The sequence below is a fragment of the Pseudomonadota bacterium genome (assembly GCA_040752895.1).
GTDB lineage: Bacteria > Pseudomonadota > Alphaproteobacteria.
Genome location: JBFMHN010000004.1, coordinates 198,743 through 215,147 on the forward strand (window position 1 = coordinate 198,743; position 16,405 = coordinate 215,147).

The following is a 16,405-nucleotide window of genomic DNA, read 5'->3' on the forward strand; positions in this document are numbered from 1 at the left end:
CTGTTCGCATAGGAAACACGCCGTATCCTGCCGATCAAGCCTGGTGAATGGCCGTTCGGGAAAAGAATACCCATCCACACCGTCACGGGCGTTTCCCGTGTTGCGTCCGAGGCGAAGGAAAAAAGGGAAAGAAAAGCTTGCCAACACCTTCGGCGCGCTGCCGGAATGGGCGACTTGATAACAATATAAAGATATGTTTATATTATAGGCAAAGTCGGGAATTTTGGCGTCCGTGAGAGCAAGCATGAAAAACCTGTCGCAGTTTCTAAACGGCTTGCGCGCGACGGCGGAACCGACGCGGCTTCGCCTGCTTGCGCTGTGCGCCGAGGGCGAATTGACGGTGAGCGAGCTTACCCAGATCCTCGGCCAGAGCCAGCCCCGCATCTCGCGCCATTTGAAACTGCTTTCGGAGGCTGGCTTGCTCGAACGTTTCCGGGAAGGTAGCTGGACCTTCTACCGCCTGGCTTCGGAAGGCGCTGGAGCGGAACTGGCCGCCCGCGTTCTGGCGCTGCTTCCCTCCGATCTCGAACTGCGCCGTGACCGCGAGCGTTTCGCAGACATCAAGCGCGCCCGGGCGCACGTGGCGGCCGACTACTTTCGCCGCAACGCCGCGGAGTGGAAAACGCTGCGAGCGCTTCATGTGCCGGAAGACCGCGTCGAGCAAGCCATGCAGGAACTTGCCTTGAAGGGGTTGCCGAAAAGTCGCCGCCGAAGCCTGCTCGACATCGGCACCGGCACCGGGCGTGTCCTCGAGGTCTTCGCACCCCATGTCGAACGCGCCCTCGGCGTTGATCTTTCCCACGAAATGCTGGCGATCGCCCGGGCCAATCTCGAAAAAGCCGGTCTCGGCCATTGCCAGGTTCGGCAAGCCGACATGTATCAGCTTCCGCTGGCGGATGGGGCATACGACCTCGTGACAATTCACCAGGTCCTTCACTACGCGGACCGTCCGGCCGATGCGATTCGCGAAGCGGCCCGTGTCCTGAAACCCGAAGGCCGTCTCCTGATCGTCGATTTCGCCCCGCACGACCTCGAGGCGCTGCGGCACGAGCACGCCCATCGCCGTCTCGGGTTTCGGGACGATGAAATGCAAGATTGGCTTGCCGCCGCCGGGCTGAAGGGGGCCTTGGGGAAAACGCTGCCGGGCAAGCCGCTAACCGTCGTGCTGTGGCGGACGACGCGCGCCGCCGGCGCCAGGGAAGGAAAAGCCGCATGACGCCGCGAAACGCCAGCCCCTCGCCCGCGGTCCAGACGCCGCCGCTTCCCTTCACGCTCACCCGTCGCGCGGCGCCGAAGCTTTCCTTCGAGTTTTTTCCGCCGAAGACGGACACGATGGCGGAAAAACTTTGGGAGGCGATCTTGAGGCTAGCCCCCCTCCGCCCGCGTTTCGTTTCGGTGACCTATGGGGCCGGCGGCGGCACGCGGGGGCGCACCCATGAGACGGTGACCCGCATCCGGCGCGAGACGGACCTTGAGCCGGCCGCCCATCTGACCTGCGTAGGCGCCACCCGGGAAGAGGTGGATGCGGTTGCGCGCTGCTATTGGGAATCGGGCATCCGCCACATCGTGGCGCTGCGTGGCGACCCGCCGGAGGGCACGGCGCGCTATGCGCCGCACCCGGGCGGTTACCCGTACGCGGCGGATCTCGTCCGGGGCCTGAAACGCGTCGCCGATTTCGAGATTTCCGTCGCCGCCTACCCGGAGACGCACCCGGAAGCGAAAAGTCCGGCCGCCGATCTCGACAACCTCAAGCGGAAAATCGACGCCGGTGCTGCCCGCGCCATTACGCAATACTTTTTCGACGTTGATGTGTATTTCCGCTTTCTCGATCGCGTGCGCGCCGCCGGGATTACGGTTCCCATCGTGCCGGGCGTCATGCCGGTCTCGAATCTCGATCAGATCGTCCGGTTCAGCGCCGCGTGCGGGGCGACGGTCCCGGCCTGGCTTTGCGATCTCTTCGAAGGGCTGGAGAACGACCCGGAAACGCGCAAGCTGGTCGGTGCCACCGTCGCCGCCGAGCAATGCCGGCTTCTGCAGGCGCAAGGCCTTGACGAATTTCATTTCTATACGCTCAACCGGGCGGATCTCACCTATGCGATCAGCCACGTGCTCGGCGCCCGGCCAACGAAAAAGGAAAGCGAGAGCGCATGACGCCGAAAGACTGCACGAACGAACTCAAGCGTTATATGAGCCAGCGCATCCTCTTCCTCGACGGGGCGATGGGAACGATGATCCAGGGCTATCGGCTGGATGAGGCGGGCTATCGGGGCGCGCGCTTCAGCGATTTCCCGCGCGACCTTAAGGGCAACAACGACCTCCTCAATCTGACCCAGCCCGCCATCATCCGCGACATCCACGCCGCCTATTTCGAGGCCGGCGCCGATATCGTCGAAACGAACACCTTCAACGCGACGGCGATCGCGCAGGGGGACTACGGGCTTCAGTCCCTGGTTTACGAGCTGAACGTCGAGGGGGCCAGGCTCGCGCGCGAGGCGGCCCTGGCCGCGACGAAAAAAACGCCGGAAAAGCCGCGCTTCGTAGCCGGCGTGCTGGGGCCGACGAACCGCACGGCCTCCCTCTCGCCCGACGTCGGCGACCCGGGCTTCCGGAACGTCACCTTCGACGAGCTGGTCGCCGCCTACCGCGAGGCGACGCGCGGTCTGGTGGCCGGCGGCGCCGACATTCTGCTGATCGAGACCGTGTTCGATACCTTGAACGCGAAAGCCGCGATCTACGCCGTCCATGACTACTTGGCGGCGAGCGGCCGACGCCTTCCGATCATGATTTCGGGCACCATCACGGACGCCTCTGGCCGCACGCTTTCCGGCCAGACGCCGGAGGCCTTCTGGAACGCCGTCGCCCACGCCGAGCCGCTCTCGATCGGTTTCAACTGCGCGCTGGGCGCCAAGGAGCTGCGTCCGCATATCCAGGAGATCGCTCGCGTCGCCGGCATTCCCGTCAGCGCCCATCCGAACGCCGGCCTCCCCAACGCCTTCGGCGGCTATGACGATACGCCGGAATCCATGGCCGCGTGCCTGCGGGAGTTCGCGGAAAGCGGCCTCGTCAACATCATCGGCGGCTGCTGCGGCACCACGCCCGACCATATCCGGGCCATGGTCGAAGCCATCGCAGAGCTTTCGCCGCGGCCGATCCCGACCATCGAGAAGCGCTGCCGCCTGAGCGGTCTCGAACCCTTGACCCTGGGTTCCGTCGCCGGCTTCGTGAACGTCGGCGAGCGGACGAACGTTTCAGGCTCGACACGTTTCGCGAAGCTCATCCGGGAGGGCGCGTACGAAACCGCGCTGGAGGTGGCCCGCGAGCAGGTCGTCGGCGGGGCGCAGATCATCGACGTCAACATGGACGATCCCATGCTGGAGGCCGAGGTCGCCATGCCGATCTTCCTCAACCAGGTGGCGTCCGAGCCCGACATCGCGCGGGTGCCGGTCATGGTCGATTCCTCGAAATGGTCGGTCATCGAGGCCGGCCTCAAATGCATCCAGGGAAAAGGCATCGTGAACTCGATCAGCCTGAAGGAAGGCGAGGAAGCCTTTCTCGTCCAGGCGCAGGCGATTCGCCGCTATGGAGCGGCCGCCGTCGTCATGGCTTTCGACGAGAAGGGCCAGGCGGACAACAAGGCGCGGATGATCGAGATCTGCACGCGCTCCTACCGCCTTCTCACGGAAAAGGCCGGTTTCCCGCCGGAGGACATCATCTTCGATGCGAACATCTTTCCGGTGGCGACCGGCCTCGAGGAGCACCGGAACTTCGCCCGCGACTATATCGAGGCCGTCCGCGAGATCAAGGCGACGCTGCCCTACGCGCTTACCAGTGGCGGCGTCAGCAACATCTCCTTCTCCTTTCGCGGCAACAACCCGGTTCGGGAGGCGATGAACGCGGTCTTCCTCTACCACGCCGTGCAGGCGGGGATGGACATGGGAATCGTGAACGCGGGCCAGCTCGCTGTTTACGAGGAAGTCCCGCTCGCGCTGCGCGAGCGGATCGAGGACGTCGTTTTCAACCGGCGGGCGGACGCCACGGAGCGCCTCCTCGAAATCGCCGAGACGGTCAAGGGCGGCGGCAAGGAAAGAAAGGAAGATCTCGCCTGGCGGAACACCTCCGTCGAGGAACGGCTCACCCACGCGCTGGTCAAGGGGATCACCGACTATATCCTCGAGGATACGGAAGCGGCCCGCCTTTTGAAGGCGCGCCCGATCGAGGTCATCGAGGGGCCGCTGATGGACGGCATGAACGTCGTCGGCGACCTTTTCGGCGCCGGCAAGATGTTTCTGCCCCAGGTCGTGAAAAGCGCCCGCGTCATGAAGCAGGCGGTCGCCCATCTCCTGCCCTTCATCGAGGCGGAAGGTAGTAGGGGAGGGGGAGGGGCAAAGGCAAAGGCAAAGAAGGGAAAAATCCTGCTGGCGACCGTCAAGGGGGACGTCCACGACATCGGCAAGAACATCGTCGCCGTCGTCCTTCAGTGCAACAACTTCGAGGTCATCGATCTTGGCGTGATGGTGCCCTACGCGAAGATTCTGGAAACCGCGAAACGGGAGAAGGTTGATGTGGTGGGCTTAAGCGGCCTCATCACGCCCTCGCTTGAGGAGATGGCGGCGAACGCGAAGGAGATGACGCGGGAAGGTTTTACCGTTCCCTTGCTGATCGGGGGGGCGACGACCTCGAAGGCGCACACCGCGGTCAAGATCGCGCCCGGCTATCAGGGGGCCACCATCCACGTTTTGGATGCCTCGCGCGCCGTCGGCGTCGTCAGCAACCTGCTGAGCGAAACCCTCAAAGACGATTTCGTCGCCGGGATCACGAAGGAATACGAGGAAATCCGCACCCGCCACGGCGCGCGCGCGCAGAGGGGGCCGGGGGTGAGTCTGGCCGAGGCGCGGCGGGCAAAATACCGGATCGACTGGGAAAAAACGACGCCGGTGCGGCCCGCCTTCCTTGGGCTCAAGGCCTTCGCGGCTTACCCGCTCGAAGACCTGGTCGGCCGCATTGACTGGACGCCCTTCTTCCAGGCCTGGGAGTTGGCCGGCACTTACCCGGCCATCCTCGACGACGCCAAGGTCGGCGAGGCGGCCCGCCAATTGTTCCGGGACGCCGAGGTCATGCTGAAGCGCATCCTTGAGGAAAACTGGCTTACGGCAAAAGGTGTGATCGGCTTCTTCCCCGCCAACGCCGTCCGCGACGACGACGTCGAGCTTTACACGGACGAAACGCGAGGCGAGGTCCGCGCCACCTTCCATTTCCTCCGCCAGCAGGCGGCGAAGTCAAGGGACCGGGCGAATTTCTGCCTGGCGGACTTCGTCGCGCCGAAGGAAAGCGGAAAGCCCGACTATCTGGGCTGCTTCGCGGTGACGGCGGGCCACGGGATCGAGGAAAGGCTGGCCGAGTTTGAACGCGCTCACGACGACTTCAGCGGCATTCTTCTGAAATCGCTCGCCGACCGTCTGGCCGAGGCTTTCGCCGAGCGCCTGCACGAACGCGTGCGGAAGGAATTCTGGGCCTACGCGCCGGACGAAAACCTCGACAACGCCGCCCTCGTCCGCGAGGCCTATCGCGGCATCCGCCCGGCGCCTGGCTACCCGGCCTGCCCGGACCACAGCGAAAAGACGCCGCTTTTCGATCTCTTGAATGCGGGGCGTCTGACTGGAATCACTCTCACGGAAAGCTTCGCCATGCTGCCGGCGTCGTCCGTTTCCGGTTTCTACTTCGCCCACGAAGAGGCCCAGTATTTCGGGGTCGGGCGCATAGGCCGCGATCAGGTCCTCGACTACGCGGCGCGGAAAGGGGTCGGCGTCGCGCAGGTGGAGGCCTGGCTGGGGGCGAACCTTGCCTATGATCGCGAGTAATTTTCGCTATAGTCGCAAGCGGAGATCAAGGAGCACGCATGGACAGCACCATTCTCGAGGCGCCCTACCGGGCCTACGCCGGCAAGGTCGAGCCAAGCTGGCTCGACTACAACGGCCACATGAACGTCGCTTACTACACGCAGGTCTTCGACGACGCGATCGACCGCTGGTGGGGCCATGTCGGCCTCGGCCCCAAATATATCGAAGCGAAGAAATGCTCGGCCTTCGCGGTTGAGGCGCATGTCATTTACAAGCGCGAGCTGCACGCCGGTGATTCCTTCGACGTCACGGCCCAACTTCTGGGTTTCGACGCGAAGCGCATGCACCTTTTCTTCGAGCTGCTCCACGCCGGGGAGGGCTTCGTTTCGGCGACGCAGGAGATGCTGGTCGTCCACGTGGACATGACGAAGCGGGCCGCCGTTCCCTTTCCGGAGGCGATCGTGGGGCGGCTGCAGGAGGTTCTCGCCGTTCACGCAAAACTTCCGCAGCCGGCGGAAGTCGGCCGGCAGATCGCCATGAAATCGCGGCGGACAGGCGGAAACTAAGACGGGCCAGCCGGAACAGCTATAGGTTATAAGACGTCATGGCGAACGCCGAAGTTGAAAGGACACCCCCCCTCCCGGCGCCGCCCGTCCAGGCATTCCCCCACCTCGAAGGCCTGAACCCGGAACAACGCCAGGCGGTCGAAACTCTCGACGGCCCGCTCCTCGTGCTGGCCGGGGCCGGCACCGGCAAGACCCGCGTGCTGACGGCCCGCATCGCCCACCTCCTGCTCACCCGCAAGGCGATCCCGGGGCAGATCCTGGCCGTTACCTTCACGAACAAGGCGGCGCGCGAGATGAAGGGGCGGGTCGGCGCCCTTATCGGGCGTGCCGCCGAGGGGCTCTGGATCGGCACCTTTCACGCGGTCTGCGCCCAGATCCTGCGGCGCCATGCGGAACTTCTCGGCCTCAAGCCCACCTTCACGATTCTCGATGCCGATGACCAGCTGCGCCTCTTGAAGCAGGTGCTCGCGGCGGCGGATCTGGACGAGAAGCGCTGGCCGGCGCGCGCGCTCTTGAACCTGATCCAGCGCTGGAAGGACCGCGGCCTTATGCCCGACAAAGTGACCGCGGCGGAAGCGACGGAATTCGCCGGCGGCAAGGCGCCCGCCCTTTACGCGACCTACCAGGAGCGGCTGAAGGTATTGAACGCCGTCGATTTCGGCGACCTCATTCTCCATTGCCTTTCGCTTTTCAGGCAGCACGAAGACGTCCTCCAGACCTGGCAGCGGCGGTTTCGCTACCTGCTCGTGGACGAGTACCAGGACTCGAACGTCGCACAATATTTGTGGCTTCGCCTGCTGGCGCAGGCCAGCCGGAATCTCTGCGTGGTCGGCGACGACGACCAGTCGATCTATGGCTGGCGGGGGGCGGAGGTCGGCAATATCCTCCGTTTCGAAAAGGATTTTCCCGGGGCCAAGGTCGTCCGCCTCGAACGGAACTACCGCTCGACCCACCGCATCCTGAACGTCGCCTCCGACCTTATCGCGAAGAACAAGGGCCGGCTCGGCAAACGGCTGTGGACGGAGGTGGCGGCGGCCGAGCCGCTTCGCCTGCGCAGCGCCTGGGACGGGGAGGAGGAAGCCCGCCTCGTCGGCGAGGAAATCGAGGCGTTGCACCGGGCCGGCCATTCGCTCAACGAAATCGCCATCCTCGTCCGGGCCGGCTTTCAGACCCGTGAGTTCGAAGAACGTTTTGTCACGCTTGGGGTTCCCTACCGCGTCGTCGGCGGCCTGCGCTTCTACGAACGGCAGGAAATCCGCGATGCCATCGCCTATCTTCGCGTCCTCGTCCAGTCCGACGACAACTTAGCCTTCGAGCGTATCGTGAACACGCCGAAGCGCGGCATTGGCGACACGACCTTGCAGGCGCTGCATCGGCAGGCGCGGGCGGCCGGAACGTCGCTGGTGACGGCGGCGGGCGCGCTGGTGACGACGGACGAGCTCAAGCCAAGGGTTCGGGGGGCGCTAGCCGGGCTTCTCCAGGACTTCGACCGCTGGCGAGGGCTGCTCGATACGATGTCTCATGCCGAACTCGCCGCCCTCGTGCTCGAGGAGTCGGGCTATACGGACATGTGGCAGAAGGAAAAATCGCCCGACGCGCCGGGCCGGCTCGAGAACCTGAAGGAGCTGGTCGCGGCGCTTGAGGAGTTCGAGACCCTTGTTGGTTTTCTCGAGCATATCAGCCTGGTCATGGAGAACGATGCCGCGGGCGGGGCGGTCGGCGAGATGGTGAGTCTGATGACCCTGCACAGCGCCAAGGGGCTCGAGTTCGACACCGTTTTTCTGCCGGGTTGGGAAGAAGGCGTCTTTCCCCATCCGCGCACGCTGGACGAGACCGGGGCGGCGGGCCTCGAAGAGGAACGTCGGCTCGCCTATGTCGGCCTGACGCGCGCCAGGAAACGCGTCCACCTTTCCCACGCCGCGAACCGGCGGGTCTATAACCAATGGCAGAGCAATCCGCCCTCGCGCTTCCTCGATGAATTGCCGTCCGAACATGTCGAGCGGGACACCGAAACCGGGCTTTACCGCCGGACTTCCGGAAAAGCGGATGGTTTTCAGGAAAGCGGAGCGAGTTTCGAGTGGGAAACGCGGGACGGCTATCGGGGAAGGCGCGACCGGACGCTTAAGGGGCGGGGCAAGGCGGTCCCCGGCCCAGCGCCCGCCTTCGGTGTCGGCGCCCGCGTCTTTCATAGCAAATTCGGCTATGGCCGCGTGCTGGCGGCGGAGGCTGACCGGCTCGACGTCGCCTTCGACAAGGCCGGCCGTAAGAAGGTGATGGCAAGCTTCGTAACCGGGGCGTGAGTACTTCCGCTCATCGGGCCGCTTTTGCGGTCGAGCTTTCGGTGCCGGCCGAAGCCGTCGCCATTTTTGAACGCGCGCTCGCCAGTCTCGCCGAAACCGTCGCCAGCTTCGAGGAGGGAGAGGAAGGACAAGCCTGGCGTCTTGCCGCCTATCTGGAAGCGCCCCCCGACCTCGGCCATCTTGCGACGGTGCTTCAGGTGGCCGCCGCCGCCACCGGGATCCCATCGCCGGAGCCTAAGGTAACGCGCCTTGCCGAATGCGACTGGGTGCGGGAATCCGAACGCCAGCGCCCGCCCGTCCGGGCGGGACGCTTCTTCATTCATGGCGCCCACGGCCGGGGGCTGGCGCCGGCCGGTGCCTTGGCCCTTGAGATCGAGGCGGGCCGCGCCTTTGGCAGCGGCGCCCACCCGACGACGGCGGCTTGCCTCCTGGCCCTCGATCGTCTTTCCCGCCGCCGCCGCTTCCGCCGGCCGCTCGATCTCGGCACCGGCTCCGGCGTTCTAGCGCTTGCCATGATCGGCTTATGGAAGGTGCCGGTGGTGGCTTCCGATTCCGATCCGCTCGCCCTCGATGTCGCCCGCGGGAACGCCAGGAAAAACCGCCTTTCCCCTTTCCTTCGCACGGTCACGGCCGAGGGCTTCCGTCACCCCGCCTTTGCCCGCGCCTCTCCTTTCGATCTCGTCATGGCGAATCTTTATGCCCGCCCGCTTCGCGCCCTTGCCGAAGCGATGGCCGGCCATCTCGGGCGGGGCGGCGTCCTCGTGCTTTCCGGCCTGCTGGTGACGCAGGAGCGGGAAGTCCTCAACCGCTACCGCGAGGCCGGCTTCGCGCTTCTTCACCGCCTGCCGGTGGCCGAATGGATGACGCTTGTCCTTGTCAAGGGCGCCCTTGCCAGGCCGGGGCGGTCCGCCTAGCCTTGCGGCCATGGCCCAGGGATTGAAGGAACAGAGCGAAGGCCCGGACCCGCTGGCGGTATTTCTTGCCGAAGCGGGGATGGCCGTTTCGGTCGAGGAAATCCGCGAACTTGTGGCGGGCGTTGCGGCGGCCCCCAAGGGGATCGAGCCGGAAGCCTGGCTTGGGCTTTTGCCGCAGGCGCCGACGGCGGCCTTGCGCCAGGCCCTGGTCTCCCTCGAAGCGGAATTTCGCACCACCTTTCGGGCGGAGCGGGCGGCGGTCGTGACGCCGGAGCGGCTGGACCGGCTTCGCGCCGCGCTGGCGTGCGCCCGCCTCGACGGCTTTCTCGTGCCGCGCGCCGACGAGCACCAGGGCGAATACGTGCCGCGCGCCGCCGCCAGGCTGCAATGGCTTACCGGATTTTCCGGCTCGGCCGGTCTCGCCATCGTGCTGCGGGAGAAGGCGGCGATCTTCGTGGACGGGCGGTATACGCTTCAGGTGGCCGCGCAAGTGCCGACCGACCGTTTCACGCCGCTCCACCTGACGCAGAACCCGCCCGCGGCGTGGTTGAAGGCGGCGGTGACGCCGGGCATGCGAATCGGGTTCGATCCGTGGCTGCACACGCCGTCGGGCCTCAAGGCCTTTTCGCAGGCCTGCGAGGAAGCGCAGGCCCTGCTCGTGCCGTGCCGGGAAAACCCGATCGACGGCGTCTGGGACGACCGTCCGCCGCCGCCCATTTCGCCGGCGGTCGCGCACGCGCTGGGTTTCTCGGGGCAGTCTAGCGCGGAGAAGCGCCAGGTAGTAGCCGCTACCCTGGAAGGGGCGGCAGCGGGCTTTCTCGCCCAGCCGGATTCGATTGCCTGGCTTCTCAACGTGCGCGGCGGCGATCTTGCGCACACCCCGCTTTGCCTTTCCTTCGCCCTCCTTTACCGTGACGGCACGGTGGACTGGTTCGTCGATCCCCGCAAGGTGCCCGCCGCGGTGAAGGCCGATCTCGGCGTCGGCGTGCGGGTGCGGCCAAGGCAAAGCCTAGGGGAGGCGCTGGCAGGGCTCGGGCGCGGCGGCGCGGAGGTCCTGCTCGATCCGCAGACGACGCCGGTTTGGGTTGCAGCCACGCTTCGCGCCGCAGGCGCCAGGCTGCGCGAGGGCATGGACCCTTGCGCGCTTCCCAAGGCGTGCAAGAACGCGGTCGAGCTTGAAGGGATGCGTGCCGCCCATTTGCGGGACGGCGCGGCGCTCACGCGCTTTCTGGCTTTTCTTTCCGAAGAAGGACCGCAGGGGCGCCTGACGGAACTTTCCGCCGCCGACCACCTGGAAGCCTTGCGCGCTGAGAACGCGCATTTCCGGGGCTTGAGCTTTCCGACCATCTCCGGCGCCGGCGACCATGGCGCGATCGTGCATTACCGGGTGAGCCCGGCAACCGACCGGGCGCTCGCGCCGGGCATGCTTTACCTGGTCGATTCCGGTGCCCAGTATCTCGATGGCACGACGGACGTTACGCGCACGCTTGCCATCGGCACGCCGACCGCCGAACAGCGCGACCGCTTCACGCGCGTGTTGAAGGGGCACATCGCCCTTGCCCGGGCGCGTTTTCCGGAAGGGACGACGGGCTCGCAGCTCGACGCTCTCGCCAGGCTTCCGCTCTGGCAGGCGGGCCTCGACTACGACCACGGAACCGGCCACGGGGTCGGCTGCTATCTGGGGGTGCACGAAGGACCGCAACGCATATCGAAGCTGCCGAGCCCGGTCGCGCTTCGCCCCGGCATGGTCCTTTCGGATGAGCCCGGCTACTACAAGGAAGGCGCCTACGGCATCCGGATCGAAAGCCTGCTGGCCGTGACCCCGCCTTCCGCCGCCGCGACGGGCGAGAAGGCAGTCCTCGGCTTCGAGGTGCTGACGCTGGCGCCGATCGACCGTTCCCTGGTCGAGCCGTCGCTGCTTGAGGCCGAAGAAAGGGCATGGCTCGACGCCTACCACGAACGCGTGCGAAGCGCGCTCTCCCCGCTTCTGGAAGCGGGGGAAAGGGCCTGGCTCGAAAGCGCGACGCGGCCGCTTTAGCGCCTCAGCGCCCGGTCCGTTTCAGCCATTCCGCCTCATCGAAGATCGCAACGCCGAGGGCTTTTGCCTTGGCCAGCTTCGAGCCGGCGTGCGGCCCGGCGACGACGAAATCCGTCTGCGCGGAGACCGAGCCCGCGACCTTCGCGCCAAGCGCTTCGGCGCGGGCCTTTGCCTCGCGCCGGGTCATCGATTCCAGATTGCCGGTAAAGACGATCGTCTTGCCGGCCAGGACCGACGTTGCCTGCGGCGCCTGGAAGTCGAGGACGCGGACTTCCTTGCAGAGCGCTTCAAGCACTTCTTCGTTCCTGGGCTCGGCGAAGAAGCCGAGGACGTCGTCGGCGACGCCGGGCCCGATGCCATCGATGTTGAGGAGATCCCGGTAGGCGGCGGTGGCGCGGTCCTCGGCCTCCCGCATCGCGCGCCGCCAGTTTTCCAGGCTTACGTAGTTGCGGGCGAGGAGGCGCGCCGTCGCCTGGCCGACCTGTCTTATGCCGAGGGCGTAGATGAAGCGGGCAAGCGAAATTTCCCGGCGCGCCGCGATGGCGCGGAAGAGGTTGCGGGCGGAGACCTCGCCCCAGCCTTCGCAATCGGCAAGGCGCGGCTTGGCGGCGGCGTCCGTTTTCTCCAGTCGGAAGATGTCGACGGGCCCCCGGATGCGCCCCTCCTTCCAGAAGAACGCGACCTGCTTCTTGCCGAGGCCCTCGATGTCGAAGGCGTCCCTGGAGACGAAGTGGCGGAGCCTTTCGACGGCTTGGGCTGGGCAGATGAGGCCGCCGGTGCAGCGGCGGGTGGCCTCCCCCTCTTCCCGGAGAGCGAGGCTGTGGCATTCCGGGCAGTGGGTCGGAAAAGGAAAGGGCTCGGCGTTCTTCGGGCGTTTCTTCGCGACGATGCCCAGGACTTGCGGGATGACGTCGCCGGCGCGCTGGATAAGGACCGTGTCGCCTTTGCGTACGTCCTTGCGCCGGATTTCGTCTTCGTTGTGGAGGGTGGCCCGGCTCACGACGACGCCGCCCACCGTTACGGGTTCGAGAACGGCGACCGGGGTGAGCGCGCCGGTGCGGCCGACCTGGATGCGGATGTCGAGCAGGCGGGTTTCGGCCTGCTCGGCCGGGAACTTTCGGGCGATCGCCCAGCGCGGTGCCCGGCTTGCGGTGCCGAGCCGTTCCTGCCAGTCGAGGCGGTTTACTTTCAGGACGATGCCGTCGATGTCGTAAGGAAGCTCGGCCCGTTTCTCCTGGATGCGGTCGTAGAAACGCGCGGCGTCGCCTTCGCTTGCCGAGAGTTCGGCAAGCGGGTTCGTGGCCAGCCCCATTTTTCGAAGCCGTTCCATGGCTTCCCATTGGGTTTGGCCCAAGGCAACGCTCGTTTCGCCCCAGCCGTAGGCGAAGAAGCTGAGCTTGCGCTCGGCGGTGATCGATGGGTCGAGCTGGCGGAGCGAGCCCGCCGCGGCGTTCCTGGGGTTGGCGAAAAGCATCTCGCCCGCCTTCGCGCGCGCTTCGTTCAGTTTGAGGAAATCCCGCCTCGCCATGTAGGCTTCTCCGCGGACCTCGAGCGCCTCCGGGACCTTCTCGCCTTTAAGCTTTCCCGGAATGTCCGCGATCGTGCGCAAGTTTTCGGTGATGTCTTCGCCGGTCACACCATCGCCACGCGTTGCCCCCAGCACGAACGCTCCCCTCTCATAGCGGAGCGAGGAGGAAAGGCCGTCGATCTTCGGCTCGGCCATCACCGTGACGGGGGTGTCCTGGCCAAGCTTTAAGAATCGCCGGACGCGCCCGAAGAATTCGGCGATGTCTTTCTCGTCGAAAGCATTATCGAGGGAAAGCATCGGGATCGCGTGGGTGACCTTGCGAAAGCCTTCGGCCGGCGCGGCGCCTATCCGCCGCGAGGGGCTGTCGGGGCGGACAAGCTTGGGAAATTTTTTTTCGATCGCCGCGTTCCGCCGACGGAGCGCGTCGTATTCGGCGTCCGAGACAAGGGGGGCGTCGCGCCGGTAATAGGCCGCGTCGTGGCGGGCGATCGCTTCCGCCAGGCGGGCAAGCTCGGTTGCCGCCTCCGCCTCGGTCAGCGCCTTCACCGGCTTCTCGGCCGACGGCGTTTTCATGTCTTGTGCGCCAAAAGCAGTTGATCGGCGGCCGCGCGCGCCTCCTCGGTCACGCGCGCGCCGGCCAGCATGCGGGCGATTTCTTCCCGCCGCGCGGCTTGCGGAAGCTCCTCGACATGGGCGACGACGCCCTGCGCGGTTTCCGACTTCCTAACCCGCCAATGATGGGCGCCCAAGGCCGCCACTTGCGGGGAATGGGTGACGACGAGGACTTGCACGTCGTTTCCCAGGCGGGCCAGCCGCTCGCCAACGGCGGTGGCGACGGCACCGCCGATGCCGCGGTCAACCTCGTCAAAGACAAGGGTCGGCACCGGGTTGGCTTGGGAAAGCACGACCTTCAACGCCAGCATGAGCCGGGAAAGCTCGCCGCCCGAGGCGATCTTGGCAAGTGGGCCCGGGGTACCGCCCGGGTTCATCGTGCCCTCGAAGGTGATGCGGTCCGTCCCGTGGCGCGCCCATTGGGCTTCTTCCAGGGGCGTGAGTTGGGTCTTGAAAACGGCTTTTTCGAGCTTCAATGGACCGAGCTCGGCCTGGATCGCCTGGTCCAGACGCAGGCTTGCGCTTGCCCGCGCCTTGCGCAGCGTCGTCGCCGCCTTGCAATAGGTTTCGCGGAGTTCGGCGAGACGGGCCTCGGACTTCCGCAAATCCTCGGTCGCTACCTCGACGCTTCGGAGCTTGGCTTTCAGCGCTTCGCGAAAATGCGGAAGTTCGGAGACCGGAAGGCCGTGCTTGCGGGCGCACGCACGGAGCGCGAAGAGCCGCCCCTCGACTTCTTCGAGGCGTGTCGGGTCGGCCTCGAAATCGCCGGCGAGATGGGCAAGGGCGCCCAGGGCTTCGGCCAGTTCGAGGGAAGCCGCCTCCAGGCTTTTCAGGATCGGGTCGAACCTTCCCTTGGCCGCCGTCGCCTGGCGCGCCAGGGCCTTGCGGGCGTGGGCCAGCGCCGTCTCGACATCGGGTTCGCCTGCGAGCGCCGCCGTCGCCTGGTTCAAAGCCTCCCCAAGCTGTTCGCCGTGGCGCAGGAGGTCGCGGGTTTCGCCAAGGACCGTCTCCTCATCCTCGCGCGGGTCGAGGCGGTCAAGTTCCTCAAGGTGGTGGCGAAGCTCGTCCTCGCGCCGGGCCGTTCGTTCATTCTCGGCCTCCGCCTCGAGAAGCGTCCGCTCGGCCTCCTTCCAGGCGTCGAAGGCCCGCGCCGTCGCCTGAACTTCAGCCGCGTAATCGCCGAAGGAATCGAGGGCTTCGCGATGGGTGACCGGGTTGAGAAGGCCGCGGTCCTCGAACTGGCCCTGAATTTCGATCAGGCTTTCGCCGAGCCGCTGGACGAGCAAAACGCTGGCTGGCTCGTCGTTGACGAAGGCGCGACTTTTGCCGTCCGCTGCAAAGGTCCGTCTAAGGATTAACCGGTCGCCGGCGGCCGGCAGGCCGGCCTCGGCGAGGAAGGTGTGCGCGGCGTCGGCAGGGCACAAATGAAACTCGGCGGCGATGCTGCCTTGTTTGGCTTGGGCGCGAAGCAGCGTCGGCGAGGCCCGTCCGCCGAGCGCCAGCCCCAGCGCTTCGAGCAGGATGGATTTGCCTGCCCCGGTCTCGCCCGTAAGTACGCCAAGCCCGTCATGGAATCGAAGATCTAGCCGGTCAATTAAGACGAAATCCCGGATGGAAAGACCGGCGAGCATCGGCGTTCGGACACCTCAATTTTTCGCTGCGTCGGAAGGGGGATTCGCCGCCACCATGGGCTGCAGCTTTTTCTTGGTAAGCAGATCGTAACTGTCCTGGTACCAAGGGCTTCCGGGGAAATTGTACCCAAGCACGGCCGCCGTCTTGCGCGCCTCGTCGAGGAGGCCAAGGGCGACATAGGACTCCGTCAGCCGATGCAACGCTTCGGCCACTTGTGCCGTGTTCTGGTACCGCTCGACGACGTATCGAAACCGCTTGATCGCCGCGACATAGTTGTCCCGCCTCAAGTAGTAACGGCCGACCTCCATCTCCTGGCCGGCGAGCTGGTTATGGGCGAACTCGATTTTGAGGCGGGCATCGCGCGCGTATTTGCTGTCCGGAAAGCGTCGCACGAGCACGTCGAACGCCTCGATCGCATGGAGGGTCATCGCCTGGTCGCGGCGGACGTTCGAAATCCGTTCATAGTAGCTGAGCGCCTTCAGGTAATAAGCATAGGGCGCGTCCGGGTTTCCAGGGTGAAGCTGAATAAAGCGATCGAGGGCATTGATTGCCTCGTCGTACTTGTTTCGCAGGTAAAAAGTATAGGCCACCATCAGCTTCGCCTTCGTCGCCCAGACCGAGTAAGGGTGCTGGCGCTCGACTTCGTTGAAGGCGTCGTTGGCGCTGCGGAGGTCGCCATCAAGGAGTTTGTTCATGGCTTCTGTGTAAAGCTCGGGCGCCGCCCGATCGAGGAAGATGTCCGTGCCGATCTGGGTGCCGCCCCTGTCGTCCGACGCGCAGGCGCCAAGCAGGAAAAGCGTCCCGAAAATCGCACAAAACCGTCGAAAAACGTGAAAAGACCTGGGCATCGGTGTGAATGGTATCGGGTTCCTGGCGGGCACAAAGGCGCCCCCCGCCTTGTCGGCGTAACTATAGCATGGGGTGCGCGTATTCCCAGAGGCTTTCCGGGGCTTCGCGCCGCGCACGCAAAAACGCCGC

Annotated in this window: 10 protein-coding genes; 7 read left to right on the forward strand and 3 right to left on the reverse strand. The window is 65.7% G+C overall.

The window, feature by feature from the left end; all coding sequences use genetic code 11:
- Positions 1-244 precede the first annotated feature (244 nt).
- The 7 genes from AB1781_08890 to AB1781_08920 are packed head-to-tail and all read left to right on the forward strand — an operon-like array spanning position 245 to position 11,655.
- Positions 245-1,216, forward strand: coding sequence for a metalloregulator ArsR/SmtB family transcription factor (locus AB1781_08890; protein ID MEW5704683.1), 972 nt, complete (start codon positions 245-247; stop codon positions 1,214-1,216).
- Positions 1,213-2,151, forward strand: coding sequence for a methylenetetrahydrofolate reductase (gene metF, locus AB1781_08895; GenBank protein MEW5704684.1), 939 nt, complete (start codon positions 1,213-1,215; stop codon positions 2,149-2,151). Before AB1781_08890 ends, metF begins: the two co-directional genes overlap by 4 nt.
- Positions 2,148-5,858, forward strand: a complete 3,711-nt coding sequence (metH, locus tag AB1781_08900; GenBank protein ID MEW5704685.1) for a methionine synthase — start codon at positions 2,148-2,150, stop codon at positions 5,856-5,858. Before metF ends, metH begins: the two co-directional genes overlap by 4 nt.
- A 38-nt stretch (positions 5,859-5,896) precedes the next feature.
- Positions 5,897-6,403 carry a thioesterase family protein gene (locus tag AB1781_08905; GenBank protein ID MEW5704686.1) on the forward strand — a complete coding sequence of 169 codons (507 nt, stop codon included), beginning with the start codon at positions 5,897-5,899 and terminating at the stop codon, positions 6,401-6,403.
- A 38-nt stretch (positions 6,404-6,441) separates the two neighbouring features.
- A complete protein-coding gene (locus AB1781_08910; protein MEW5704687.1) occupies positions 6,442-8,703 on the forward strand; it encodes a UvrD-helicase domain-containing protein in 2,262 nt (753 codons plus the stop codon).
- Positions 8,700-9,617: a 50S ribosomal protein L11 methyltransferase gene (locus tag AB1781_08915; protein ID MEW5704688.1), complete on the forward strand. Its 918-nt coding sequence runs from the start codon at positions 8,700-8,702 to the stop codon at positions 9,615-9,617. Before AB1781_08910 ends, AB1781_08915 begins: the two co-directional genes overlap by 4 nt.
- Before the next feature lie 10 nt (positions 9,618-9,627).
- Positions 9,628-11,655, forward strand: coding sequence for a M24 family metallopeptidase (locus AB1781_08920; protein MEW5704689.1), 2,028 nt, complete (start codon positions 9,628-9,630; stop codon positions 11,653-11,655).
- A 4-nt stretch (positions 11,656-11,659) separates the two neighbouring features.
- On the opposite strand, the gene ligA is transcribed toward AB1781_08920, so the two are convergent.
- The 3 genes from ligA to AB1781_08935 are packed head-to-tail and all read right to left on the reverse strand — an operon-like array spanning position 11,660 to position 16,275.
- Positions 11,660-13,756: an NAD-dependent DNA ligase LigA gene (gene ligA / locus AB1781_08925; GenBank protein ID MEW5704690.1), complete on the reverse strand. Its 2,097-nt coding sequence runs from the start codon at positions 13,754-13,756 to the stop codon at positions 11,660-11,662.
- Positions 13,753-15,426, reverse strand: coding sequence for a DNA repair protein RecN (gene recN / locus AB1781_08930; GenBank protein ID MEW5704691.1), 1,674 nt, complete (start codon positions 15,424-15,426; stop codon positions 13,753-13,755). Before recN ends, ligA begins: the two co-directional genes overlap by 4 nt.
- 15 nt (positions 15,427-15,441) lie before the next feature.
- Positions 15,442-16,275, reverse strand: a complete 834-nt coding sequence (locus AB1781_08935) for an outer membrane protein assembly factor BamD (GenBank protein ID MEW5704692.1) — start codon at positions 16,273-16,275, stop codon at positions 15,442-15,444.
- Between the last annotated feature and the right edge of the window lie 130 nt (positions 16,276-16,405).

Excerpts from the sequence above, each read along its gene's own strand:
- AB1781_08935 (MEW5704692.1), bottom strand. The coding sequence starts at position 16,275 with ATGCCCAGGTCTTTTCACGTTTTTCGACGGTTTTGTGCGATTTTCGGG.
- AB1781_08905 (MEW5704686.1), top strand. The coding sequence starts at position 5,897 with ATGGACAGCACCATTCTCGAGGCGCCCTACCGGGCCTACGCCGGCAAG.
- AB1781_08910 (MEW5704687.1), top strand. The coding sequence starts at position 6,442 with ATGGCGAACGCCGAAGTTGAAAGGACACCCCCCCTCCCGGCGCCGCCC.
- AB1781_08890 (MEW5704683.1), top strand. The coding sequence starts at position 245 with ATGAAAAACCTGTCGCAGTTTCTAAACGGCTTGCGCGCGACGGCGGAA.
- metH (MEW5704685.1), top strand. The coding sequence starts at position 2,148 with ATGACGCCGAAAGACTGCACGAACGAACTCAAGCGTTATATGAGCCAG.
- recN (MEW5704691.1), bottom strand. The coding sequence starts at position 15,426 with ATGCTCGCCGGTCTTTCCATCCGGGATTTCGTCTTAATTGACCGGCTA.
- AB1781_08920 (MEW5704689.1), top strand. The coding sequence starts at position 9,628 with ATGGCCCAGGGATTGAAGGAACAGAGCGAAGGCCCGGACCCGCTGGCG.
- metF (MEW5704684.1), top strand. The coding sequence starts at position 1,213 with ATGACGCCGCGAAACGCCAGCCCCTCGCCCGCGGTCCAGACGCCGCCG.
- ligA (MEW5704690.1), bottom strand. The coding sequence starts at position 13,756 with ATGAAAACGCCGTCGGCCGAGAAGCCGGTGAAGGCGCTGACCGAGGCG.